This is a genomic window from Bacteroidota bacterium, assembly GCA_008933805.1.
In the GTDB taxonomy this organism is placed as follows: Bacteria; Bacteroidota; Bacteroidia; order UBA8524; family UBA8524; genus SB11.
In genome coordinates this window covers 55,431-81,228 of sequence record WBUH01000002.1, presented here as the reverse complement: position 1 = coordinate 81,228, position 25,798 = coordinate 55,431, and the positions used below count along the sequence as shown (strand labels likewise).

Sequence of the window (25,798 nt, the reverse complement as noted above, 5' to 3'; positions counted from 1 at the left end):
TTAACCCAATTTTATCTCCCACGCACAAGCCCCTGCTTTACAATTTACGGGAGAGGCTTGTGGGAGTTGGGGAGTTTCCAATGCGTTTTTAATACATGATTTTAATAAGAACAAAAGAAAAAAAATTTAAAGTTAAAGCCCTGATTATTTTTTGTTTAATAATGGGATATCTGTTGGTAAACAATCTTAATAACCGAAGACTAAAAAAACATTTTGATTTTTTTGATTCAACAGAATTAAGTGGACTAATCTCCTATATTGAGTATCGAGAAAAAATGCAAGTAATATCTTTAAAAAATAGTGTTACGAAGTATTATTTTCATCCATATGTTGTCTCTACAAATGGGAAAAGTGTTTTTTTTGATGATTTGGCACAGCCAAATGATAGTGTTTACAAACCCGCGTTTTCTGACACTTTATTTGTTATCAAAGCAAAAAACGAGATTTATAAATTCACATTCTATCATCCAAATTAATTCAAAGGAAATGAAATCGAATGTAAACATACAATGTGTTTTGTTTAAGAGATGTGTTCAAGGTTATCCTCAGCGTATAAACCGTTACTTTAGCTGAGAAGAATACGTTACAAACTTATTTTATCTTTGGCTTACAAGTAGCTGTTGCACAGCTTGCTGGAGAGACTTATGGGAGCAGGGGCTATTTTACCAGTTGGTACGAAAATCAAATAAATAGTTATGAAATTGAACCTCTTCGAAACTATAATAGAAAATTTTGAGAATAAGGAGTATGATGCAATAATTAATTCAGTTTCAAAAATGGAGGTCTCTCAGCGAGTCAATTTATTGCAGAGGGTTGATATGCTGAATATTTTGGGTTTTAGCTATTATAAAAAATGTAAGTATCAAAAAGCATTGGAGTATTGTACAAATAGCAGACGACTAATGCTATTAGCGGAACAGTTTGATTATAAAGAAATGTCATTCTGTTTAGCTATTATGTCAAAATGTTATTTTGAAACTAAAAGAAGGTTTAAAAGCTATTATTGTATGTTACTTTTAAAAAAATACTCAAAAGACCAGTTCGAGCAGGAAAATTCTTTTTATTTGGAAATCACTCAATCTATCTTTAATTATTCTTGTTTCTTTTTTGGTGTTTTTTCATCAATTTTTATTCTTGGAGCTTTGTTGTTTGATTTACCTTACAAAGGAACTTTTTTCTACCGACTGTATATTTTATTAATATTTGTGTTATCGCTTATATACTATTTCAAATACGAAAAGCTGTTTGTTTTTTTTGAAAAACAATTTAAATCTTTTGCAACATCGTTATTAAATCTTTTGGGATTATATCGGTAGTTCAGATGGTGTCCCAAATTATCCCCTTCGTATGAAACTGCAACTTTATAAGTGAAGAATACGTTACAAACTTATTTTATCTTTGGCTTACAAGTCGCTGTTGCACAGTTTGCGGTGGGGACTTGAGAGAACGGGGTGAGCCGTGTTTTTGCGACCTCCCCCAACCCCTCCTTTTCCTTTGCTCAGCCTCCACAAGGAGGGGAGCCGCGCACATGGCCGTTGATAGTTGCTACCTTCCTAACAAAGGATGTATTTTTGTTCTCACAAGTCGCTGTTGCACAGTTTGCGGTAGAGGCTTGGGAGAATGGGGTGATCCTTGTTTTTGCGACCTCCCCCAACCCCTCCTTTTCCTTTGCGCAACCTCTACAAGGAGGAGAGCCGCGCACATGGCCGTTTGTAGTTGCTACCTTCCTAACAAAGGATGTATTTTTGTTCTTACAAGTTCCTGCCGTGCATTGCCTACGACAGACTTACGAGAACGGGTGGAACAATATTGACGGCGTTCAAGGAGGATTAGCAGGCCGAATTTAATTGTCATGGGGATGATGGCAAATATTTACGTACAACTACATTAATTGATCTGTCTGATTCTTATATAAATGGATTTGGTGGTTAGATGTATATTCATTTGATGTTGATCATCCAGAATTAATTAAAAAACAACTGACAATGGTTATTTAACTAAATTAGTAATCTCTCAAAAAAATGATAAAATCTGATATTATTAAAGACATAAAGAAGAAAACATTCTTTTTTTATGCTGTAGTATATAGTCTTTTCTTTATTAGTTTTAGTTTCTTTGACTACAATCTTGGTTATGGTTTAGGAGATGCAATTTATTTTATTGGATTTACCCTTTGGATGGTAATTACTAGTTTTTTAAGTTTTGTTGTTGTTAAGAGTAGAAACTGGTCTTATATAATCAGTATTTTGAATTTTTTAATTGCAATTAATATTATTCTAATGATGTTTGTTTTTAGAGGTGCAGAGTCCAATAATTTTTACAATAAGCCGCTCTCGCAAGTCAGTAGCTTGGCTTGTAGTGGCAGGGACTTGTGAGGGCAAATAGCCTAAGTATGTAACATAGAGAAAGGAATTTGAAGTATGAGCCGTGCCTACAAATTTCACAACAAACATGGGCTGTATTTGTAACCGTTACTACAGTGGGCTGGATAACTGGTAGTATTTCAATTATCACCTGCGTATAAAACTGCAACTTTATAAGTGAATAATACGTTACAAGCTTATTTTAACTTTGGCTTACAAGCCCCTATTGCATAGCCGAAGGCAGAGACTTGGGAGAGCGGGGTAAGCTGTGTTTAATGCTACCTCCCCCAACCCCTCCTTGTCCTTTGCTCAGCCTCCACAAGGAGGGGAGCCGCGCACATGGCCGTTGATAGTTGCTACCTTCCTAACAAAGGATGTATTTTTGCTTTTACAAGTCGCTGTTGCACAGTTTGCTGGAGAGACTTATGGGAGCGGGGTGCATCAAATATGAGTGTTGCGGTGTTTTTCTAACCCGACAGGTTAAAACCTATCGCTTTTGTAATTACCTTTTTGTGAAGGACTTAAGTCCTTCATAAAAAGGTAATTGTAACAGTAGAGTTTTCAACCCCTTACTTTTGAGCAAGCCCAGTCTTCATTTATACCCGTTTCCAATTACAAACTATCCAGCCTAGTTCTTTGACCTCCTGAAACTGCCTTTGCTTTGTAGAACTTCGCAAGCCCCTGCGCGGTGCGTAACAAAAATAACACGATAACCGCGTAACTAAATAACACCGTAACTGGGCCATACAACTGTCCCACTTTGTCCCACGTAAATGGGACAACTTTACAACACATAAACAATTTAAAATCAATTTGATAGAATTTAAAAACGAGTGTCCCAAGTGTCCCACCCAAAAGTTACCGTCAACGCTTTAGCCTTTTGTTTTTCCTATCGGTAAAGTTTTGTAGTGTTTCATACAGCAAGCCTTTATTTTCGCTGAAATTTTTGAGTGTATGAAAAACTACGTGATTCTTATGATTGCAGGGTTTGCAATGACTGCCTGCGGAAATGAAAAGAAACCCGCACAAAGTACTGAACAAGCCACACAGCAAACAGTCACCATTGAGCCGCCTGCTGATATACAAGCCAAGCTTGACGAACATACTTGCCTTACCTGCCATAAGCCAAGTGAAAAATTAGTAGGGCCTGCTTTTAATGAGGTTGCTAAAAAAGGATACACTGATGAGCAAATGGTGAGTTTGATGTATAACCCCAAGCCTGAAAACTGGCCGGGCTACCCCCCGATGCTGCCCCAACGTTTACCGCAAGAAGATGCACTGGCTATTGCCAAATGGATAAACAGTTTAAAATAAAAAAGGGGCTTGCGCCCCTTTTTTATTTACTATGTAATACGGTGAATTAAAAGCGAGCCGCTACGGCATCCCAGTTAATTACATTCCAAAATGCTGCTACGTAATCAGGGCGGCGGTTTTGGTAGTTAAGGTAATACGCGTGTTCCCATACGTCGATACCCAACAACGGAGTGCCTTTTACGTCGGCAATGTCCATCAAAGGATTATCTTGGTTAGGGGTGCTGGTTACTTCAAGCTTACCTTCGGCATTTTTAATCAACCAAGCCCATCCGCTACCAAAACGGGTAGCAGCAGCAGCGGCAAATTTTTCTTTAAATGCATCAAAAGAACCAAAAGTGCTGGTGATAGCATCGCCTAAAGCACCTGTAGGAACGCCGCCTTTGCCGGGGGCCATGATATTCCAAAACAGGCTGTGGTTGTAATGACCACCACCGTTGTTGCGAACGGCAGGAGCATATTTGCTGATGTTGCGGCAAATATCTTCAATGCTCAAACCTTCTGCATCAGTTCCGGCGATAGCATTATTAAGGTTGGTAACGTATGCTTGGTGGTGTTTGCTATGGTGTATTTCCATTGTGCGTGCATCAATGTGCGGTTCAAGCGCATTGTATGCATAGTCTAGTGCGGGTAATTCAAAAGCCATTGTTATTTATGTTTAAATAATGAATAGTAAATCAATCTTCAATATTAACAAACCAAAGTTAAATTTGGTTTACTGCCATTGGCAATTGTTTATAAATAGACACTGAACTGGGCACACGGTGTCGCAGGACATGAAATCCTGTGCTATTGAAAATCAAGGTTTAAAATCTTCATTAAAGCAGCGACGGCAACGGGGTTCGTAGCTTTCTTTTTCACCCAGCAAAACTTGGTCGGTTTGGTGGGTGGTACGGAATGAGTGGGTGGCCAAATCACCGCACTTCATACATATAGCGTGTACTTTGGTTACAAACTCAGCTTTTGCCATCAAATTTGGCATGGGTCCAAAAGGCTGACCTCTATAATCCATGTCCAATCCTGCCACTATTACCCTAATGCCGCGTGCAGCCATCTCGGCACAAACGTTGGGTAACTCGTTATCAAAAAACTGGGCCTCGTCAATACCAATCACCTCGGCATCACCCGCCATCAATAAGATATTAAGGGAAGAATCAACGGGAGTAGAACGAATCTCACTAGCATCGTGTGAGACGATGTTTTGCTCGTGGTAGCGCACATCCGTCATCGGTTTAAAAATCTCTACCCGCTGGTGGGCAAACCTCGCCCTTTTGAGACGACGTATCAGCTCCTCGGTTTTACCGCTGAACATACAACCGCACACTACCTCTATCCATCCTTTTTGTCTGCCCCTGTTTCCGGTGGGTTCTATAAACATACTATACTGAGCCTTTTAACGGTTTTATAATTATACACATTGCCACGTGCAATACTTACCCATGCTTTATAACATTTGCCTCACAAAGCGGGGCTATATTTGAAGCGCAAAATAATTTAAAATGAGCAATAGGACTGAACTGCACGACAAAATTCAACAATTAACGGCCAAGATTACCGACCTTAATAACGGTTTTGCACAAAAATCGTCCCTTAATCCATTAGATATTGACCTTTTGCGCAAGTACACGATTGAGTTGTACGACGCTGTTTTAGAATTAAACAGTGCTGATACTAATACAAAGGTTGCTGAATTTAGCGCGCCTGTTGTTACTGTTCCCGTTCCTCCTCCTGCTCCGGTAAAAGAGCCGGTAACTACTCCATTTGTAGAACCTGCTCCTCCAAAAATTGATGCGCCCATGCCTAAGGTTGAACAACCTGTTCCGCCACCGCCAGTTTTTGAAGTTCCTGTGAAGCCCATAGTTGTTGAAGCTCCCGTGGTTGAGACACCAAAAGTACAAGAGCCTGTTGCGCCCGTTGCTCCCCCTGTGGTTGTTGAAACTCCTATTGCACCTGTTGTTCCTGTGCCTCCAGTAACTCCCCCACCCGCTCCTGTTGCACAGCCTGTGAATAAGCTGGTGAATGAGCCTTCGCTGAACGACCGTTTGCAAACTGCCCCTGAGGGTAATGACTTGGTATCTAAGTTGCAGCAAACCCCGATACACGATTTAAAGAAGGCAATTAGCATTAATAAGAAGTTTGAGTTTATTAACCAACTTTTTAAAGGCGACCACGAAGCTTATGCGAAGTCAATACACTATATAAATGGGCTAACGAACGGAAATGAAGCAGATACTTTCTTTAGAAACCTGAAACGTGAGTTTAGCTGGGACGAGGAAAACAAACTGTTTCTTGAACTGGCCGATATGGTTCGCCGCCGTTTTATGTAATTCACTCCGCGTAGTTATAACAAAATCGCCTTCTCTAAATAATTAGGGAAGGCGATGTTGTTTTATGACGCTTTTATTTCGAGTTAGGAATAAGGGAAAGTCAGCCCTAATTATTATTGCTGTGTGCGGCTGTCAGTCATTCCCATTTTAAATGGGAATCTGTGCGGTTGACTTAATCAACAGTGCCACCCACCCACGGATTCCCTCTTTCGAGGGAATGACGGCCTCATACACCTTGTTAACGTTTGGTTTTTCTTTTAACTCAACCTATTCAACCACTATGGTGCGTTTGGCGTTGTTGCCAAAGTGAAGCGGGAAGTACATCTCTTCTGCACGGGCAGGTAATAAAGTTACTTGTCCTTTAAACTTAGGAAGTAATTCTACTTTAAAGCTATACAAACCGCGGGGCAACTTGCCAAAGAAAATAGCCACCTTGTCGTCAAAATGTTCACGGTGTTGTTCGTATGCATAACCGGGTGTTTTGCTTTGGTATGAAAACCCTGCGGGGATAGGTATTTCCAGCATCACATACTCACGCTCTTTATCAATTGTCATGCTGATGTGCATGGTAACAGGTTTACCCACCTGCAAAGTATCTGTCATGCGTTTGTTTTGTTCAAACGAAGTCCGTATATCAAATATTTGAGTACGAGCATCCGGATTGGCCTCAAATTGTTGCCACGAGTACACGTAAAACAACTCACTGCCCTTTTTAGCCAGCTTTACAGTATCAGCCGGAGCTATTTTCATGGCAAGGGGTAAAGGGGTTGCTTTTCCGTTGATGCTGAAATCGGGTATCAACTCCTCGCGTTTGTTATCCTCTGTAACAATATCCTGCATAAACGTTTGCAACACGGTGGCCGACTCGATGGTGTTTCTTGAAGTATGAGGCTGCGATAAGAAGTAATTACGCACTTTTTTCAGTAATTCATCATGGCCGCCTTCTTTTCTCAAAATTTCATACACAACGGCAGAAGTTTGCAACTCGTTTACTGAAATACTAAATACTTTCTCGCCCCACACAGCCTGTTTTTCATTAGGTAAGCGCACTGCTTCCAGCAAAGGTTTGGTATTAATTTTTATACCCGAAGCTTGTTTCGCTTTCATCAGTGCATAACGTTCTTGCAGGTTAAGGTTAAGAGTATCCAGTTTTGCAATTTTATCAGCTACCGAGCCAAACCCGCCATTAATAAACAGTTCTAACGAATTGATTTTATGCGGGATGGCCAAAAATTGATACACACCCCATAAATGTTGTGCTCCTGTAAGCGCACTTTGTGTTTTATACCCTGCTTTAACGGCGCGTTGCAGTGCATCAGTGGCATAAATTGTCATCCAGTAATCGGTAAGGGTGCGACTCCACCATCCCCATGATCCGTCGGTGTTTTGGAATTTTTCAAGGCGTTTTACGCACTGGCTGATTTCTTTTTCATCCGTAAACGGTTTGTTCAGTGCTTTTGCAAACTGCTTTTCAAGCAACAAGGCTTTTAGCTTTGATGCCGTTTGCTCCACACAACCGTATTGATAGTTGCGCAGTTTATTCAACTCTGCCTCCAGCAATACCACTTTTCGGTTACTCACCATCAACTCGCGGTTGATAAAACCCTCTTCGGGGTAAAGGGTACGCTCTAAATTGCCGTCAAGGGTTTGACTTTCGCCGTTGTTTACCAATAAGCCGTTTTCTAACACGGGTACATTGCGTATTTCGCCGTCAAGGTAACCGTTGTCCATCTTAATGCTGTATTGTACTACGGTTTCTCCGGCCTTAATGGGTTCTAAAAACTGCTGTACCAGTTGGTAATAGCGCAACCCCATCGGGTTGTTATACAAATCTTTATCGTTTACACGCAACAAGGCATTCACCACTACCGAGTCTGATGTATAGTTTACTGTTTTTCCTGTAATCTCTAAGCGGTCGCCTGCAACCATTACACGGGGTACTGAAAGGTTGGCCGTTAACGGCTTGTAGGCTTTTATGGTAGCTGTTCCCAAACCCGTACGGCGTTTACCGTCCATGGCTGGCACAAATGATTTCCATTGGGTTTGGTTATCGGGTAGTTTTACGGTGAAGCCCGCTTTGCCCTTGCGGTTAGTAAGCAGATTGGGTATCCAATACCCGTAATCGCGGAAGGTTTTGCGTACCAAAAGGGCATTGCTATCCCCCAGCATTCCTTGCAGGCGTTGTGCTTCTTTTTGCCTGTCAACCCAGTTTACTTCAGTACTATCGGCTAAGGCATTACCCCTAAAAGGATTGTATTCCTCTTCGTAGCCTTGTTCTTCACCATCACTAAAATCAGGACTGTTTAATGTTTTTCTTCTCTTGCTTTTTGAAGTAGTGGTTACAACATCCATCGTCGTTACACTTTCATTCATCATCGGAGATGTAGCTGAATAATATCTTTCGCTATTGTAACTCATTTCATCGCCTTTAACAACGGGCATTCTTGCTCTTTCTGTCACAATCACCTCACCCACTTCACTAACATTCTCTCTTAACTCAATGTTTAAAAAAGTAGTTGCACCGGTACCAACATTCACATTCATAACCTTTTGGGTTTGATACCCTACGTACCTCACTACAAGGGTGTATGTTCCTGCCGATAATCCTTTTATGCGGTAATCACCGTCTATACCGGTAGCTGTAGCTATGCTATTACTTTCTATCATTACTGTTGCCCCTACCAAAGGTTCACCCGTTGCAGCGTCGGAAATAATACCCTTTACTTCCCCGCAATTGTTGCCAAAACAGTTTCCTGTTGATGTGTTTTCATACTTAGGTTGTGTACCGTTATTGGTTAGCTTTTCGCTGGTTTGTGAACGGGGAAGATTGTTAAAGTTTCTTGCCAATACTTCGGGGCTGTAATTGCCAATGTGTAGGTGGGCTATGGTATTTTTCTTTGCAGTTACCGTAAGTTTCTCTACATGAAACATATCCCACTGAGGGGTAAATATTTTCATATAATACGTTCCCGGTTTCAGCGGTATTTGATAAAACCCGAACTGATTGGTAAGCCCTCCGTTTATAAAACCGCCTTTACCGTCTTCAATCACTATCAGGGCATTGCTTATGTATCGGCTGTTGAGACTCAATTCACCTACTACTTTTTCTGCCCCCTTAGCGGGTTCATTATCAGTAGTTACCTTTAACTTCACAGGGGTGTTGTAATATTCGGGTACAGGCCCTCTGTTTATAAGTTTTATTTTGGTAAGGTAACTCCACATCAAAAGGGTATCGTATTTCATAAAGCCTTCGTCGGTGGGGTTGTAATACACAATAAAACTATCCAGCACCTGCACATTGCGCAGCAGTTTAAAACTGTTGGTATCAGTTAGCATTACTATATCGTAATTGCCGGGGACTAAGTGCGGGTTTATAACACCTGTTTGCCATGCTACTACGGTCGACATTTCGAGACTGTCGTTATTAATAAACCACCAGTTCATGATACGGTTATCTTTACTATTGGATACGCGATAAAAACAACCTTTGCCCACCCAATACGGGTGGTAATAGGTACGCATACCGGGGTGCTGCAAGGGATTGGTTGAAGCGTAAGTTGGAATAATATTTACTTTAGGCTCTTCGGGCGGTGGCGGCGGTAGTTCGGTAGCGGTATCTGCAAAGCTGTAGAAAGAGGGCAGTGGTTGCGGTTTAAAGTCGTCGTAATTCACATCTGACGACATTACCGCTACTGTTGAATAAGTATAAACATACTCTGGATTAAAGAAGAACGTTATTACCCGTTGGTCAATAATCAAATCTATCCACCCCTTTTCAAACGGCCCTACTTTGTAAAAGTAGTACGGATTGTTTTTAAGGTTATCGTTGTGCCCGTATGTGTATGATTTTTGTAACCTGCCGATGTTGTAAATTTTATCCCCCTGTCTTAGGTATCCCCTTGAAAGATTATCTCCATACATGGAGTTTTTATCTCCGGTGATGTACAATACATGAGGCTGGTACAACCCGTACTCTTCTTTTCTCACCTCCTTCAACATCTCAGTACGTTTAATGGTACGGTTGTTATAAATACTATCCGTATTAAGCCCTACAAGGGTGCGCATTCCTGCCGTGCATTCAATACTATCTGTTTCATACAATCCCTCATACGTGCGCAAGGTTATTTTGTGCTTGCCGGGTTTCACTCGGTAGGCATTGGGTTCTTGTCCGCTCAGGCTCAAATACGCCAAGGTATCGTCAATCCAAGCAGCATAGTAGTTTTTGTAGTTGGTGTTTGAGTTTCTTGCAAACAGGCTTAACTGGGTTTTCCCGTCGGATAGGCTGTCTTTTAAAATACCCAATGCTGTTGGGCTATACATCAAACGGTAGTAGGGATGGCTTGCCAAGCCCATCCATTTGTACAGATACGGATTGCAGGGCAACGTATAGTTGTAGCTTTTCTCCCACAAACTCATGTTGTTGATGGGCTTCTTAACCAACTGCCCGCCGTAGTTTTTACCATAATAGGGCATTTGTGGGTAGGGAATGTTCTCAAACTCCATGTTTACGCTGTATGCGGTAAGATTCACTCCACTTGCACCCCTGTTTTTATAATCGGTAACCGTAATATCAACGGCAATTTCTTGTCCGGGGTAAACAACTTCGGGTTGTTCAATTTTCACCGTCAACTGTTTTTCCTTCACCCAAGCAATGGTTTCGTAGGTAAATAAATTGCCTCCCCAAGTGTAGGTATATGCCACATACACAGGCTTAGTGCCTTTTAGTTTTTTATGGTACGATAGGCTGTTACCCGCACCTTTTTCAATCAGCTTTTTGCCTGATAAGATGCGCCAACCCACCTCAATGCCCAAAGGGTTTTGCAAATCAATGTGCAGCGAGTCGTAAGTTTTGGTAACGATAAATGCAGGCGGTTTGGGTATTTGGCGGGGCATAGCAATCGAGCTTATCTCGCGTCTGCCTGAATCTAACAAACGATACAATGTAGCCCCGGGCTCCCAATCTTGGTAATACGGCAGAGTGATTTTCTTTTCCGTTCTAACGCCTGTAGTATATTCAACCACCCAATACGCCGGAATTTCTTTTTGTATGCGGCCTTGTACTACATACCCTGCTCTTAAACCGTTACTATCTTCTTTTACAAAAAATCGTTTAGAGTCGGCTAGAATATTGAATTGCCATTGTGCAAAACCGGGTTGGTTATCTGCATTGGTAAAATTCATGGTACCAAAAATTCTCAAATCAGCATTGGGCAACAGGTGTTGCGGCAAGTGTATCGGTGTTAACCCATCAGGGCTGCACGCCAACAGGGTATCGTACCACGAAGTAAACACACTATCGCGCAAGGCTATCAAGGTGTCGTATGTAGCTAATACTTGGTCTATCCTCAATCGTAACCGCACTGTGGCATCGGGCAGGGGCAGGTTGTTTGCATCAACTGATTTAGCGTAAAAAACAATATCATTACCTCGGTAATATTCGGGCGAACCGTTTTCCCAACTGTAGCTCACCTTTTTAAGTTCGTAATCGGCTACTTTAAATTGGCTTGATTTATAGCTTCTCCCCAACTTATCGGTAATAGAAATTAGATACGTTTGGTCGAGCAGGAAACTGTCGGGTATCGCCATATCAAACGTATAAGCTCCCCGTGTAACCGGCGATATTTTTTTGAATAGCAGCGGCTGGTAGAAGTTGGACTGCGTTGTAATTTTTACATACAAATCCTTCTTAAGCGGCTTGCCCTTTTTGTTCACTATAAAAGCTTTCATCTTTAGTGAATCAAAGTGTTTGTACTCAGGCTGGTTAATCACCATATAACCCGGGTTAAGCTGCATGGGGGTTGCAGGGCGGCTAAAAACATCCGATGCCCAGTTTAATAACCTGCGCCATCCTCTTGGGCGGTATCTGTAATTGTAGTTGTTATAATCGCTGTATGCAGGGCGGCATTTTTTCCAAAATTTCCACCATGGGCGGGTACAATCGCGTTTTACTTTTTTGTAGGGAGAATATACTTTCAGGTAATAAAACTCTGTACCCTTTTCAAACAAAAACCAGCGGTCTTGCTTTTGCAGCGGCACAGGATAGCACATACACGACGAATCGTAACCAATTACACTGTCTTTCTCTTTGCTGCCAATCATGGTAAGCGTACCGCCCTTCACAATGCTTTGCAGGGTATCTTTAAACACAAACCACCACACCCCGTTGGTTTCTTGTATGGTAGGAAAAAACGGTTGGTGAATGTGCAACTGAGCATTAATGGTTAAATCAGCAGCGTAGGCGGATAAATAGTAGCCTCTTGCCAGCTTCTTAGGCACAAACGGATTGCTGTTGTTGATGCGTAATGAGCTATCTACAGGTGCCGTTAGTATGGGGCTTTTATCGCTTAGCCAAGCACTGTCGAGCATCCAGCGTACTTGTTCTTTTTCAAGCTTGTACAAGTATGAATATTCGCTGCCTTCAATAGTGGGAGCTTGCCCCTTTACTGTAAAAGGAACAGCTACTATTGCCGTGATAACCCACAGCAGTGCTTTGAGATTTTTCATAGGTTTGACGATTGTACTTTGATAAACGCGCTTATTCTTTTTTGAGTTGTAAAGGGTGGCTCAACTTTGCAAATGTTAACGGAAATATAACATTTCTTTTTCCGTAGGAAAGGAGAATGTAAAGACTGTCGTGTTTAATAGGATTGAAATCCTATTCTGTAAAAATTACAAAGCGTGGAGGGACTTAAGTCCCTCCACGCTTTGTAATCTTAGGAGCGACGGATTTTAATCCGTCGTAACTATTTTATCAGCTCAAAAACTCTTTCACATAGGCAACAACTGCGGCAGGGTTTTCAGCGTGCACCCAGTGACCGGCACCTTCAATAGTGCTTAGTTTTGCGTTGGGGAAAAGGGTTTGAATATCAGTCCAGTCCTCATCGGTTACGTATTTCGAGTTTCCTCCCCGCAAAAACATTGTTTCTCCCATATACGGCTTGGCCGACTTGATGGGCCCTACTATATTTTCGTAGTTTTTATAGATAGACTCAACGTTCATTTTCCAATAAAAACCGCCATCAGCATTGCGGGCAAGGTTTTTAAGAATAAACTGGCGGGTACTAAACTCAGGCAATAGTGGAGTAAGGTGTCGGTCAATATCGCCGCGGGTTTCAAACGTTTCAAGTTTCAGCGGAATAATAGCATCAAAAATATCATCGTGGCCGCGCTTATATTCTTTCACACCTATATCGGCCACAATCAGTTTATCAATCATTGCAGGGTATTTAAGCGCAAACGTCATCACCGCTTTTCCCCCCATGCTGTGCCCAAGTATGTGAGCCTTTTCGTATTTAAGCGATACCAGTAATTGCGCAATATCGTCAGCCATCAAACTGTAATTCATCTCATCACTGTGCGGCGATTGCCCGTGGTTGCGCAAATCAACAGTATAAACGGCATAATCGGCAGCCAGTTGTTGGGCTACGTTGTGCCAATTATCCAACATCCCGAATAACCCATGAAAAATAAACAAAGGCTTGCCTGTTTGGCTATACTGCTTATAAAACAAATTCATTCCTGATTTTTTAAAAACGCGTGCAAAAGTACAACAACTGTCAATAGCTTTTGGTTTAATATCCCATTAGATAAATACGGCATTTTTCATTCAAAATGCTAAATTCGCAGGCCAAAACAATACAAAGTTTTGATAGAGGTTAAGATAGTAAACAGTTCGCACCACCCATTGCCACAATACCAAACCGGATTGTCGGCAGGCATGGATTTAAGAGCCAACCTTGAAGGGCCCGAAACCTTGAAGCCGCTTGAAAGGAAACTAATAAGCACAGGTATTTTTATTGAATTGCCCCAAAGCTATGAGGCTCAAGTGAGACCCCGCAGCGGATTGGCCTATAAAAACGGAATTACCGTGCTTAACAGTCCCGGCACTATTGATGCGGATTACCGTGGCGAAGTGAAGGTATTACTGGTTAATCTATCATCCGAAGATTTTGTAATTAATGATGGCGAACGCATTGCCCAACTGGTAATAGCCCGCCACGAGACTGTACAATGGCAACCCGTTGAAACACTTACCGAAACCGAACGAAACGCAGGCGGATTCGGTCATACAGGAGTGAAGTAGTAGATTTAGTTTAACGAATATAAAGACACCAATTACCCTAATGAATATTATAGTACCAATGGCAGGGATGGGCAAACGTATGAGACCCCACACCCTAACTACCCCAAAACCCCTTATTCCGGTAGCAGGTAAACCTATAGTTGAGCACCTTGTTCACGATTTATCGGCTATGTGCAATGAAAAAATTGAGGAAGTAGCCTTTGTAATTGGTAGGAATTTTGGCGCTGAGGCCGAAGCTAACCTTCTGAAAATTGCTGAAAACATTGGTGCAAAAGGTAAAATATTTTACCAAGACGAAGCTTTAGGAACTGCCCATGCAGTGTATTGTGCAGAGCCTTGCTTGCGCGGTAATGTTATTGTTGCTTTTGCAGATACTATTTTCCGTGCCGATTTTACATTGGATGCAGGAAAAGACGGAGTGATTTGGGTAAATAAGGTTGAAGACCCCAAACAATTCGGGGTGGTGAAAATTGCTGCCGATGGCCACATCAGCGAGTTTGTTGAGAAACCTCAAGAGTTTGTTTCTGACCTTGCTATTATTGGCATCTATTACTTTAAAGACGGTGACAACCTATCAGCAGAGATAAAACACCTGTTGGATAACGATATTAAAGACAAAGGTGAATACCAACTTACCAACGCCCTGGAAAATATGAAAAACAAAGGGCTTAAGTTTCACCCCGGTACTGTAAAAGAATGGTTGGATTGCGGTAACAAAGCCGCTACCGTTTACACCAACGAGCGCGTGCTTGAGTTGGAACGCGAGCGTTACAGCCAACCCAACCCCAACGCTACACTTACCAATGCGCAAATTATCCCCCCTTGCTTTATCGGCAATAACGTAACCATTACCAACTCGGTAGTAGGCCCTTACGCCTCGCTGGGCGATGGCTGCAAAGTTGAGAACTCGATAGTTTCAAATTCTATCGTACAAAAACATACTTCTATCAAAAACGCCAACATTACCGGCAGCATGATAGGCAGCTACGCATCGTTTACAGGTAAGCAAGACGACTTGAGTATCAGCGACTATTCTGTTATGGAATAGTTTTAGCTGTTTACCTTTTGCGTAACATTTTTATTAATATTACGTTTTCTTAAAAATACTTACGCTTTGCGCCCCTCAATACATATACTATACATCTTTATGCTGGCGGCACTTGTGGCCGCAGGGTGCAAGAGCCCCAAAAGCACGGGCAATACCCGCAAAGCCCCTGCAGGTTCGGGTGGTCCTTTGTTTGCAAACGAAGCTGACAAAATGCGCTTTGATGCCTTGTTTTTTGAAGGTAATAAAGACAAACAGCTTGGCAGGTACGAAGAGGCTGCGCAAAACTTTGAGCAATGCCTTAAAATCACTCAAAAGGTAGCCGATGTGTATTACCAGTTATACCTGTGTTATATGCAAACCCGCAAACCGGGTGTGCTTCCTTATCTTGATAAGGCCATTGAGCTTTCACCCAAAAATGTGTGGTATCTTGAAGAAAAAGCCTTGCTGCTGAAATCGTTTCGCAAGAATGCCGACGCAGCAGCCATTTTTATTCAACTGATTGAACTTTCGCCTGAAACTGCCGACCATTACGATAATGCTGCCGAACAATTGGTATTGGCAAGTAAACCCCTCGATGCAATAGCCATTTTGGATAAAATGGAAGCCCGCTTCGGACTTTCGGAAGAAGTGGTACGCAAAAAAGAAGATTTGTATCTCTATATGAATAAGCCTGAAAAGGCTATTGAAGAAGTACAAAAACTGGTGAACAGTGTACCCGGAAATACCGATTACTTGGGTATGCTGGCTGAATTGTATGTAGTAATAGGCAAAAAGGATAAAGCCCTTGAGTATTACAACAAAATATTAGCTATTGAACCTGAAAACGGCCGTGCGCATTTTGGCTTAGCTAATATATACCGACAAGAAGGCGATAGTGCCAACGTAATTAACGAACTGAAACTTGCGTTTAAAGACAAGGAAGTATCATTAAAGGATAAGATAGACGTTATCCTTTCGATGGCTCCGCTGGGTGATAATAACCTTGAATACCGCAAACAGGTATTTGAACTGGCTGAAATAGCTGTAGAAAAGCACCCCGACCAACCCCAATCGCACGCTATATATGCTGATTTGCTATTTGGTGATAAGCAATACGTAAAAGCTGCCGAGCAATATAAAATTACCCTTACGCTGGATAACAACAACTTTAAAGTATGGCAGCAATTACTGGCTTGCTATGAAGAAGCAGGGGACTATAAAAATTTGCACGATGAGAGCGATAAGGCGTTGGAGTTATTTCCAAACAGAGTAGTGCTGTATTATTACAATGCTAACGCATCGTACCAACAAAAAAACTACAAGAAGGCCGCATCGACTGCACAGGCTGGTATTGATTTAGGAATAGGTGACAATTTTGTTAATATGGGATTGTACACCATTGCAGGCGATGCCTACTATAAATTACAAGAATACCTGTTGTGTTATGCCTCGCTTGAATCAGCCTTGGCTATTGACGGTAACAACGCATACGTGCTAAACAACTATGCCTACTACCTTTCGCAACAAGAGCAACAGTTAGAAAAAGCGTTGAGCATGGCAAAAAAGGCTGTTGAATTAAAACCCAACGAAGCTGCCTATTTAGATACGTACGGCTGGGTGCTATACAAAAGCTCGCTGTACGAAGAAGCCTTAACCTATATTGAAAAAGCCCTTGCCCTCTCTCCTACCGATGGGGATATTTTAGAGCATTTGGGCGATGTATACTACCAACTGGGGAACAAAGACAAAGCCGTTGAGTATTGGCGCAAGGCTAAACAAAGCGGAAACCCCTCAGCACAACTTGATAAAAAAATAAATGAAGGTAAACTTTCAGATTAATAGCCGCTCTGCCTACCCTATCCTGTTATTACTACTAGTGATTTCATTAGGGGCTACCTCGTGCAGAAGTAAAAAATCAATCTCAAAAGCTCCCAACAATACTGTTGTTAACCGCGATAACAAAACCGAGGTATTCAGCGCTATTAAAAACAACCGTTTTGAGTTTGAATATTTTTCGGCAAATGCAGTTTGTGATTATTCAGGCTCACCGGTGCCTATCAGCGTTAATGTGCGTATGCAGCGCGGTCAAAAAATATGGATGTCGGCATCGGCAATATTTTTTGAAGTAGCCCGTGTACTTATCACCCCTGATTCAGTGCACATCATTAATTACAGCGAAAAAACCATTACCAGCCGCAAAATTGATTTTATTGCAGCCTACACAGGCACCCCGCTTACTATTGATCAAATACAAGACGCATTGGTAGGCAATTCAATACTTACACATGATAACAACTCGTCGTATGAAAATACTGACGAGGCGATGAAAATAACAACCCGCATTAAACAATTTTTGTTGGTGGAAGCCTTTAATACTGGGACGTTCAGACCTGTGAAAATCAATGCTGACGAGGCTGGAACGTCTAACAAGTTAGAAGTTATATACAGCGACTTTGTTGAGCAAAACTCACGTATACTGCCTTCTTTAGTTTCGCTAAACGCAGTTACCAACACCCAGCAAATGAAGGCATCGCTCAAATATTCCGATATTAGCACTCTAACCATAACCGACTGGCCTTTTAAGATACCTGCAAAATATGAGCATAAGTAGATGGTTCATAGTAATCACATACACGGCACTGTTGCTATTGCCTTTAACAGTTTCTGCACAACAATCGCGCAAGGAGCTTGAGAAAAAGCGCAAGCAGAAAGAGCAGGAAATAAAGCTCACCAAAAAAATCTTAGACCAAACCCGCACACAAAAGAAAAAGACACTGAACGAGCTTAACCTGCTGGATAAGCAAATAAAGGTGCGCGAGGAATTGATAGGCACTATCTCTGACGAGATAGTAGTGGTTGACGGGCAGATTACCGTTGAAAATGCTACTCTTGAGCAGTTGGGTCATGAATTAAAACGATTAAAAGACGAATATGCCGACATGGTGTACCGTGCTTATAAAATGCGTGAATCGGGCGACTTGGCTTCGTATGTTCTTTCGTCTGACAACTTTAACCAAGCGGTGAAGCGTATAAAATATGTGCAACAGGTGAGTGAAGACCGCGAACGTCAGCTGGTTTTGATTAAACACATGCAAGACAGTATCACGGGAAAAATTACCAAGCTGAAAGAAATAAAGCGTGAGAAAAACGAGTTATTGGGACAAAAAGAAACCGAAAACAATGAGTTGAAGGTGGATGTGAAAGAAACCCAGCAATTGGTAAAAACCCTTCAACAAAAGGAAAAAGAGCTAAAAGACGAGATTAAGCAAAAAGAAAAGTCAGCCAAACAGCTTGACTACCAAATACGAAAGCTGATACAGGAAGAGATTAAGGAACCAACGGGAAAAGGTAAAGGTAAGGACAAGGATAAAAACAAACCCGAGGATAGTAAGAAAAAAGGTGAAATGGAGCTGACCCCTGCAGGGGCTGCCCTTGCCAAAAACTTTAGTGCCAACAAGGGTAAATTACCTTGGCCTACTGAAACGGGTATTGTGGTTGGCAAATTTGGTACGTATGCCCACCCTGAACTTAAGAATATTACAATTGAAAACAACGGAGTAGATATTGCCACCGTTAAAGGCTCAAAAGCCCGTTGTGTGTTTGAAGGCGAAGTACGTTCGGTATTTTCAATACCCGGTATGCAAAAAGCGGTGATGGTGAAACACGGTAACTATTTTACGGTGTACACGCACCTTGACCAAGTGCTTGTGAACAGAGGCGATAAGGTAAAAGTTAAACAGGAATTAGGTATCATATACCACGATACTGAAGAAGGCAAAACCGTACTGCATTTTGAGGTATGGCAAAACAGTAATAACCTGAACCCCGAAAGCTGGCTGGCAGATAAATAAATTATACACCTAACTAAGAAGCAGAAATACAACGGATGCAAAAACTGGCGGTTATAGATTGTGGCACAAACACGTTTCATTTATTAATAGTGTCGCTAAACCAAGGGACTTTTACTACTGAATACCGCAAGCAGTTTCCGGTGAAATTGGGCGAAGGGGGTATAAATAAAGGGACTATACAAGCCGCTGCGTATGAACGGGGTATTAATGCGCTTACTTTTTTTGGTGAAAAAATTAAAGAATTTGGGGCTGATAAAGTAGCTGCCTTTGCTACATCGGCCATACGTTCAGCAGCAAATGGTGCCCAATTTAGTGCAGAAGTTTTAGACAAAACAGGTATTGAACTTGCCACTATTGACGGCTTGCGTGAGGCTGAATTGATATACAACGGTGTAAAACACGCCTACCCTCTTACCGATGAAAATGTACTGGTAATGGATATTGGCGGCGGAAGTGTTGAGTTTATACTGGGTAATAACGAAAAAATACACTGGCATGGCAGCTTTGAAGTAGGTGCTGCGCGCCTTGCCGAAATGTTCCATACTACTGAGCCCATCTCAGCCGGTGATTTGAAAGCCTTAAATTCTTTCTTAGAAAAGCACCTTGCTCCGCTTAGAGAGGCAGTAGCCAAATTTCCGGTAACAAAACTGGTAGGGTCGGCAGGGTCGTTTGATAGTATCTGCGAATTGGTGAACGAACGTTTTGGCACCCATTTACTTGAAAACAACGAAACTTGGTGCAACATCCCGTTAGAGAGTTATAGCCAAATACATACGATACTGCTATTATCAACCCTTGAAGACCGTAAAAAAATGGCAGGTTTGGTAGATTACCGCGTTGAAATGATGGTGGTTGCCAGTTGCCTGATTGATTACGCCCTTCGTGCCAATAACCTTAGTGAGTTATTCTGCTCTACCTACTCCTTAAAAGAAGGGGTAATGTTTGAGTTGTTGGGTTAAGCTTATTATAGATTCCCCATCAAGTTGGGAATGATAGGAAACGAATCCCCACAGCTATTTTGTTTGCAAGCTTTCTATTGCACTTTCAGCAAACTGTTTTGACGACTCGTCACCATACTGTATCACCAATTTATAATACTTAATAGCATTCTCCGTATCGCCTTTCATTTTATACGCATGTGCCATGTTGTTCAACACAATATCATCTTTAGGGGCAAGCTTTTCGGCTTTCTTAAGTTCTTCAATAGCCTTGTCGTAGTCTTCACTAATTATATAAACAACCGCTAAATTAGAGTAGCTCTCAACATTATCAGGGTAATGTTTAAGTACGGCCAAAGCAATTGATTTAATGTACACCAATAAGTTGTCATCGTTTGTATTATAAAGTTGTGCCTGATACTCCTGAATCGAACTCAACATTAAAACCTTAGCATTTTCTGCCGGTTTATTATTTGCCCACAACCATTTGTTTTTAATAGTTGCCGAGTATTCAACCGTTTTGATTATTTCATCGGTAAAGCTTGCCCAATCTAAAACAGCCCCATACATGTACACCTTCCCAAAACGCATATCCAAGCGGGCAGGGTGTTTTTTTATTCCTTTACTGATACAATCAAACCCCATTTGCAACAGCACAGTATTGTAATCCTTTTGTCCGTACAAATAGCTAACAGGTTCTTTATTTGCAGTATCTATACTTTTAATCTCAAGTGCCTCACCCGTCGGCTCGTCTCCGAATACTAAAATCTCCCTGCGACTTATGTTTACATAGTAATTAAACTGTGCTACGTATAACTCAGCATCGTTACTATCGGCAAGCTGCCATTTCTCAAGAAGCACCCTTTGCCCTGCTGTGTCTTTCTTCTCAACTAATAAATCAAACTGTTGTTTGCGGTTTTGCGCACTTAAATTATACGTTAATGCTGCAATGCAAAAAATAAAGAGTGTAAAAAAGGGCTTACCCATAAAGATGAATTTAGTGCTGTATTACGCAAGTTATCAATTAAGAATATTAAACGCTAATTCGCGCTGATACAAATCAGTTTTAGAGTTATCTATCGTCATTTTTTTCGCTGACGCATTTACTGAATTTCGTTAGCTAATACCACCCTGATGAACATTCTCCTGCTTAACGGAAATACAGAAACGCACAGTTTCTCAAAAAGTATTTGTACGGCATACATTGAAGGCGCTAAACAAATAGGACACACTATTGAAGTGCTTAATATCGGTGATATGCAGTTTGACCCCATTTTACGTGAGGGTTACCATACCACACAAACGTTAGAGCCTGATTTGGTTGATTTTCAGCGAAAGATATTGTGGGCACAGCATTTTGTAATTGTGTACCCTACGTGGTGGGGTGGTCCGCCTGCAATATTAAAAGGCCTGTTTGACAGGGCATTTTATTCGGGGTTTGCCTATAAATACCATGATAACGACCCGCTTTGGGATAAACTGCTTAAAGGTCGCAGCGCGCACCTAATTACAACAATGGATGCTCCCGTGCTTTGGTACAAGTTTGCATACCACTCAGCCGGCACCAATCTGTTAAAAAATGCCATCCTAAAATTTTGCGGCATTAAGCCTGTAAAGGTTACTTACATTACCAGCGTGCGGTACAAGAAACCAAAAGAACTGGAACAGGACTTAGTAAAAATAAAGGAGCTGGCTAAAGATTGGTAGCAACAAAAAAGCCCTGCACGATTGTGCAGGGCTTGTATAAATAATATTCCTAAACAGATTAGTCTTTCAATATTGAGCGTGAAATTACAATACGGTTTACCTCGCTGGTACCTTCGTATATCTGAGTAATTTTAGCATCACGCATCATACGTTCAACGTGGTATTCGCGTACATAACCGTAACCGCCATGTATTTGCACCGCCTCAGTGGTGGTTTTCATCGCAGTTTCGCTGGCAAATACTTTAGCCATACTGCTGGCCAAACCATAATCCATGTGGTTATCTTTCATCCAGGCAGCTTTAAGGCAAAGCAAACGTGCAGCTTCAATTTCGGTTGCCATATCGGCCAACTTAAACTGTATAGCTTGGTGTTGTGAGATTTCTTTACCAAACGCCTTACGTTGTTTACTGTATTCTATCGAACGTTCATAAGCGCCGCTGGCAATACCCAAAGCTTGCGAAGCAATACCGATACGACCACCTGCAAGGGTTTTCATAGCAAACTTAAACCCGAAGCCATCTTCGCCGATACGGTTTTCTTTAGGCACTTTCACATCTTGGAACATAATAGAGTGCGTATCGCTGCCGCGGATACCCATTTTATCTTCTTTACGTCCCACTTGCACACCTTCCCAGCTTTTTTCAACTATAAAAGCATTGATACCTTTATGTCCTTTTTCTGGGTGAGTTTGTGCAATTACTAAATATACCGAACCACTGTTACCGTTGGTAATCCAGTTTTTAGTTCCGTTTAATAAATAATAATCACCTTTATCCTCAGCAGTAGTACGTTGTGATGTTGCATCACTACCTGCCTCAGGTTCGCTTAAGCAAAAAGCACCGTGTATCTCACCTTTTGCAAGGGGCACCAAGTATTTACGCTTTTGCTCTTCATTACCAAAGGTTTCTAAACCCCAGCAAACCAATGAGTTGTTTACTGACATTACTACTGATGCTGATGCATCAACCTTTGATATTTCTTCCATGGCAAGCACGTAAGATATGGTATCTAAACCACTTCCGCCATACTCAGGGCTCACCATCATGCCCAAAAAGCCTAGTTCGCCCAGTTTTCTAATTTGTTCGTAAGGGAATTCACACTTTTCATCCCTTTCAATTACACCGGGCAGCAATTCGGTTTCAGCGAAATCGCGAGCTGCTTTTTGTATCATCAGATGTTCTTCCGTAAGCTGGAAATTCATATCAAAAATTTTAAAGTGTGCAAATATATACTAAACAGCCTAACATTTAAAAAAGTGCAAAGTTTTGTGTTTTAGCTTATAACTACTCTCACCTGCTGAAAACCAATGGTATAAACTAACGAGTGTTAACCTTGAGGTAACAAAAAATTATTTGGTTTACAATATAAACTACTTTATGTTTGCATCTCTATTTAAAACTATGAAAACAATTCTTTTATCTGTAACAATGAGTTTAGTGGCCGCTATCGGCTCGCTTTGGGCCCAGCCCACACTCAATAACCATGAAAAATTTACACCGGGCAGTGTAGTAAACTTTTATGTGATGGATACCTCCAACATCCACTCGGGAGCATCGGGTGCTAATGCAATATGGAACTTTGCCAACTTGGTGCAAACAAATGAAACCTACACAAAACAATACGTATTACCCGAAATAACCGAAATGGGCGACAGTTTCCCTGCGGCAACCCTCGCAGAGGTGGGAAACGACGGTACTACTTTGTATTTTCAGCAAAGAAATGATACTATTTACGAAATAGGAGCATGGCTGGATTACAACAACATACTACTTAAATACAGTCGTCCTCAAGTAAGGAGCGTTAGCCCGCAAACGTATCAGGCTGTGCACACAAGCGATGCTCTTTATCAATACAAGTACGATACCTATTCGTACAAAAGTGGAGGGGCTTACACAATTACCGCCGATAGTTACGGAACATTGGTTCTGCCCCAAGGAACTTATAACAATGTGGTAAGAATACGTACTGAAACGCTTTACTATGATACATTACAGGGCGCAGGGGGCTATGTGCAACAAGTGCATAGAGTAAAACACAGTTGGTACAACCTTTACAACAACGCTCCTTTATTTGAAATGGACTCAGTTAGGGTACAATCGCCATTTTACAACAACACCCGTCGCGGTATATATATCCTAAAAAATCCATCAAATTCAGTAGTAACTGCAACTAAAGACGACGTGAGAGTGTGGTTAAACCAATCTTGTTTAAATGTGACTGGGTTACCCGAAAATTTGCCTACTGTATATATTTATGATGCTTTGGGAAAAATGATAACCCAAGCTACCCGCAAAATAGGAACAACAACTGCGGAGTATGCGCTTGAGCATCCGCTTACAACTGGTATTTACTATATTGTACTACCTGCCAACAGTGTACAATACACCGCAAAACTTTTAGTAAACTAATACCCCCATAAACCATCATGGAACCATTTGATGAAAAACAAAGCCTGCAAATCATTACCCAAATGATTAATACGGCTAAGAACAAACTTCAAAACAACAGTTTCTTTTTCTTGCTTTGGGGTTGGGCAGTTTTGTTGGCATCGGTAACTCACTATGTTTTATGGAAACAGAACTATGAATATCATTTTTTGCCATGGCCTGTGTTAATGACGACAGCTGCAATCACATCAGCCGTTGCAGGCTATAGAATGAGCAAGGCCAGTTTAGCAACCAGCTACATTGATAACTACATAGGTACCATGTGGATGTATTTGGGTATATCACTTTTCTTGGTGCTGTTGCTGGTTACCGCCGTTGCCAATTTTAGAGGAGCATACGTGGCGCTGATGATTTTTTACGGAATGGGAACGCTTACCACGGGTACAATCATAAAATTTAAACCACTAATTATAGGCGGAATATTTGCGTGGGTGTGCGCGGCTGCTTTGGTTTGGGTAGATTTCCCCGAAGGTTTATTGGTTTTAGGAGCATCTGTATTGGGTGGGTATATCATACCCGGTTATATATTGCGGGCAAAACGCGAAAGGAACCCCGAATATGGCCTTTAATGATTTGGACCCCATACTGCACAGCCAACTAAGATTGGCGGTAGTGAGCCTGCTGGTTGGGGTTCAATCGGCTGAATTTACCTTTATAAAAGATAAAACCGGTGCTACCGCAGGCAACCTAAGCGTGCAACTGAACAAACTAAAAGAGGCCGGATATATTGATATCGAAAAGCGTTTTCATAACAATTATCCGCAAACACTTTGCAAACTCACACCTCAGGGACTCAACGCCTTTGAGAAATACGTAGAAGCTCTGCAACAATACATAAAGCCCAAAGCTGAGTAAATAGCACAAGGGCTGCTTTAAATCTTATCCGCACAACGCGGGCAATCATCTATTTATTAAAAACTATGAAAACACTAGGTAAACTTATTTCTATTTGTGTATTAACTGTGCTTGCCCATACCGCAATTGCACAAAAATACGAAGGAGGCTTCGGGTACTTTAATGCCGGAATAGGAGGGCATTTTCAAAAGAGTATTGAAACCCGATTGCAGAGTCCTACCCTATTTGGTAACTCGTTTAATTTTTCTCCTGTAGGCCGCACAATGGGCGGTAAAGGCTTTGGCATTTATAATAGATTTCTTATCGGCGGGGGTGGCTACGGCACTATTCTACTTGGCGATGCAACAAACGCTGAGGTAAAACTAAGCATCGGTGGGGGCTTCTTTAATTTTGGCTACTTGTTCTTAAAAAAAGAAAGAACCTTTATGTATGGCTTTGGCGGAATTGGCGGTGGAGGCAGTACCTTAGAAATTAAAAACACGAGCTTTACAACACTTGATTTTAGCGCCAACCAACAAATACCTATCGGCGAAAAAAGGAAAATTAGAGCCGGCGGGTTTGGCCTTGAGGCCGGTATTGGAGTGCAGCAACTAATAAAAGGTAAGGGCGACGATGCGGGTAGAAGTTGTTTTATGCTGGGACTTGCAGCCGGTATAAATTACTTCCCATCACAAGATTGGCGGTTTGAAGCCAACGATACCAAGGTGAGCGGCATGGGCAACCTATCCAGCTTCTACGTGGGGATTACCATTGGCGGCGGCGGTATAAGTAATTAAGCAAATGGGCTGTCTCTACAGCATCTATATTACTACAAAGACACCAAGCATTCTAATTACAAAAGCTTGGTGTCTTTGTGTCTTTGTGGCCTGAAGAATAAGATAAAAACTTA

At 41.6% G+C, this 25,798-nt stretch carries 22 protein-coding genes and 1 pseudogene; 16 read left to right on the top strand and 7 right to left on the bottom strand.

Going from position 1 to position 25,798, the window contains the following annotated elements; genetic code table 11:
* Positions 1–95 precede the first annotated feature (95 nt).
* From F9K23_02490 to F9K23_02475, 4 genes are all read left to right on the top strand, one after another.
* On the top strand, positions 96–476 hold the full coding sequence (locus tag F9K23_02490; GenBank protein KAB2918035.1) for a hypothetical protein: 381 nt from the start codon (positions 96–98) through the stop codon (positions 474–476).
* Between the two features lie 219 nt (positions 477–695).
* Positions 696–1,316 carry a hypothetical protein gene (locus tag F9K23_02485; GenBank protein KAB2918034.1) on the top strand — a complete coding sequence of 207 codons (621 nt, stop codon included), beginning with the start codon at positions 696–698 and terminating at the stop codon, positions 1,314–1,316.
* 705 nt (positions 1,317–2,021) lie between these two features.
* Positions 2,022–2,375 carry a hypothetical protein gene (locus F9K23_02480; protein KAB2918033.1) on the top strand — a complete coding sequence of 118 codons (354 nt, stop codon included), beginning with the start codon at positions 2,022–2,024 and terminating at the stop codon, positions 2,373–2,375.
* A gap of 942 nt (positions 2,376–3,317) precedes the next feature.
* On the top strand, positions 3,318–3,677 hold the full coding sequence (locus F9K23_02475) for a hypothetical protein (protein KAB2918032.1): 360 nt from the start codon (positions 3,318–3,320) through the stop codon (positions 3,675–3,677).
* Positions 3,678–3,723: 46 nt separating this feature from the next.
* On the opposite strand, the gene F9K23_02470 is transcribed toward F9K23_02475, so the two are convergent.
* The 3 genes and pseudogenes from F9K23_02470 to F9K23_02460 form a co-directional block, all read right to left on the bottom strand.
* Positions 3,724–4,320, bottom strand: a complete 597-nt coding sequence (locus tag F9K23_02470; GenBank protein KAB2918031.1) for a superoxide dismutase — start codon at positions 4,318–4,320, stop codon at positions 3,724–3,726.
* A 153-nt stretch (positions 4,321–4,473) separates the two neighbouring features.
* The gene (locus F9K23_02465) at positions 4,474–5,052 is read right to left on the bottom strand and encodes a thymidine kinase (protein ID KAB2918030.1); all 579 of its coding nucleotides are present in this window, start codon (positions 5,050–5,052) and stop codon (positions 4,474–4,476) included.
* A gap of 519 nt (positions 5,053–5,571) precedes the next feature.
* Positions 5,572–5,670, bottom strand: a pseudogene (locus tag F9K23_02460) (exosporium leader peptide).
* An 85-nt stretch (positions 5,671–5,755) separates the two neighbouring features.
* Here F9K23_02460 and F9K23_02455 point away from each other — a divergent pair.
* Positions 5,756–6,001 (top strand): hypothetical protein, encoded by a 246-nt coding sequence (locus F9K23_02455; GenBank protein KAB2918029.1) that lies wholly within the window; start codon positions 5,756–5,758, stop codon positions 5,999–6,001.
* Positions 6,002–6,268: 267 nt separating this feature from the next.
* Here the strand turns inward: F9K23_02455 and F9K23_02450 are convergent, their stop codons facing one another.
* Positions 6,269–12,505, bottom strand: a complete 6,237-nt coding sequence (locus F9K23_02450) for a hypothetical protein (protein ID KAB2918028.1) — start codon at positions 12,503–12,505, stop codon at positions 6,269–6,271.
* A gap of 247 nt (positions 12,506–12,752) precedes the next feature.
* The gene (locus F9K23_02445) at positions 12,753–13,517 is read right to left on the bottom strand and encodes an alpha/beta fold hydrolase (GenBank protein ID KAB2918027.1); all 765 of its coding nucleotides are present in this window, start codon (positions 13,515–13,517) and stop codon (positions 12,753–12,755) included.
* Positions 13,518–13,649: 132 nt separating this feature from the next.
* Here F9K23_02445 and F9K23_02440 point away from each other — a divergent pair, with 132 nt between their 5' ends.
* From F9K23_02440 to F9K23_02415, 6 genes are all read left to right on the top strand, one after another.
* Positions 13,650–14,084 (top strand): dUTP diphosphatase, encoded by a 435-nt coding sequence (locus F9K23_02440; protein ID KAB2918300.1) that lies wholly within the window; start codon positions 13,650–13,652, stop codon positions 14,082–14,084.
* 40 nt (positions 14,085–14,124) lie between these two features.
* A complete protein-coding gene (locus F9K23_02435; protein ID KAB2918026.1) occupies positions 14,125–15,132 on the top strand; it encodes an NTP transferase domain-containing protein in 1,008 nt (335 codons plus the stop codon).
* 99 nt (positions 15,133–15,231) lie between these two features.
* Positions 15,232–16,950: a tetratricopeptide repeat protein gene (locus F9K23_02430; GenBank protein ID KAB2918025.1), complete on the top strand. Its 1,719-nt coding sequence runs from the start codon at positions 15,232–15,234 to the stop codon at positions 16,948–16,950.
* Positions 16,928–17,722, top strand: a complete 795-nt coding sequence (locus F9K23_02425) for a DUF4292 domain-containing protein (protein ID KAB2918024.1) — start codon at positions 16,928–16,930, stop codon at positions 17,720–17,722. Before F9K23_02430 ends, F9K23_02425 begins: the two co-directional genes overlap by 23 nt.
* Positions 17,709–18,962, top strand: a complete 1,254-nt coding sequence (locus tag F9K23_02420) for a peptidoglycan DD-metalloendopeptidase family protein (GenBank protein ID KAB2918023.1) — start codon at positions 17,709–17,711, stop codon at positions 18,960–18,962. The genes F9K23_02425 and F9K23_02420 overlap by 14 nt, the downstream gene beginning before the upstream one ends.
* Before the next feature lie 35 nt (positions 18,963–18,997).
* On the top strand, positions 18,998–19,921 hold the full coding sequence (locus F9K23_02415) for an exopolyphosphatase (protein ID KAB2918022.1): 924 nt from the start codon (positions 18,998–19,000) through the stop codon (positions 19,919–19,921).
* Positions 19,922–19,975: 54 nt separating this feature from the next.
* Here F9K23_02415 and F9K23_02410 read toward each other — a convergent pair whose 3' ends face one another.
* Complete coding sequence (locus F9K23_02410; protein KAB2918021.1) at positions 19,976–20,887, bottom strand: tetratricopeptide repeat protein; 912 nt, start codon at positions 20,885–20,887, stop codon at positions 19,976–19,978.
* 147 nt (positions 20,888–21,034) lie between these two features.
* On the opposite strand from F9K23_02410, the gene F9K23_02405 reads away from it, so the two are divergent.
* On the top strand, positions 21,035–21,607 hold the full coding sequence (locus tag F9K23_02405) for an NAD(P)H-dependent oxidoreductase (protein KAB2918020.1): 573 nt from the start codon (positions 21,035–21,037) through the stop codon (positions 21,605–21,607).
* 58 nt (positions 21,608–21,665) lie between these two features.
* Here F9K23_02405 and F9K23_02400 read toward each other — a convergent pair whose 3' ends face one another.
* The gene (locus F9K23_02400) at positions 21,666–22,808 is read right to left on the bottom strand and encodes an acyl-CoA dehydrogenase (GenBank protein KAB2918019.1); all 1,143 of its coding nucleotides are present in this window, start codon (positions 22,806–22,808) and stop codon (positions 21,666–21,668) included.
* A 175-nt stretch (positions 22,809–22,983) separates the two neighbouring features.
* On the opposite strand from F9K23_02400, the gene F9K23_02395 reads away from it, so the two are divergent.
* From F9K23_02395 to F9K23_02380, 4 genes are all read left to right on the top strand, one after another.
* Positions 22,984–24,015 (top strand): T9SS type A sorting domain-containing protein, encoded by a 1,032-nt coding sequence (locus tag F9K23_02395; GenBank protein ID KAB2918018.1) that lies wholly within the window; start codon positions 22,984–22,986, stop codon positions 24,013–24,015.
* A gap of 17 nt (positions 24,016–24,032) precedes the next feature.
* A complete protein-coding gene (locus F9K23_02390; GenBank protein ID KAB2918017.1) occupies positions 24,033–24,623 on the top strand; it encodes a hypothetical protein in 591 nt (196 codons plus the stop codon).
* Positions 24,613–24,909 (top strand): transcriptional regulator, encoded by a 297-nt coding sequence (locus F9K23_02385; protein ID KAB2918016.1) that lies wholly within the window; start codon positions 24,613–24,615, stop codon positions 24,907–24,909. The genes F9K23_02390 and F9K23_02385 overlap by 11 nt, the downstream gene beginning before the upstream one ends.
* Before the next feature lie 65 nt (positions 24,910–24,974).
* On the top strand, positions 24,975–25,685 hold the full coding sequence (locus F9K23_02380; GenBank protein KAB2918015.1) for a hypothetical protein: 711 nt from the start codon (positions 24,975–24,977) through the stop codon (positions 25,683–25,685).
* Positions 25,686–25,798 lie beyond the last annotated feature (113 nt).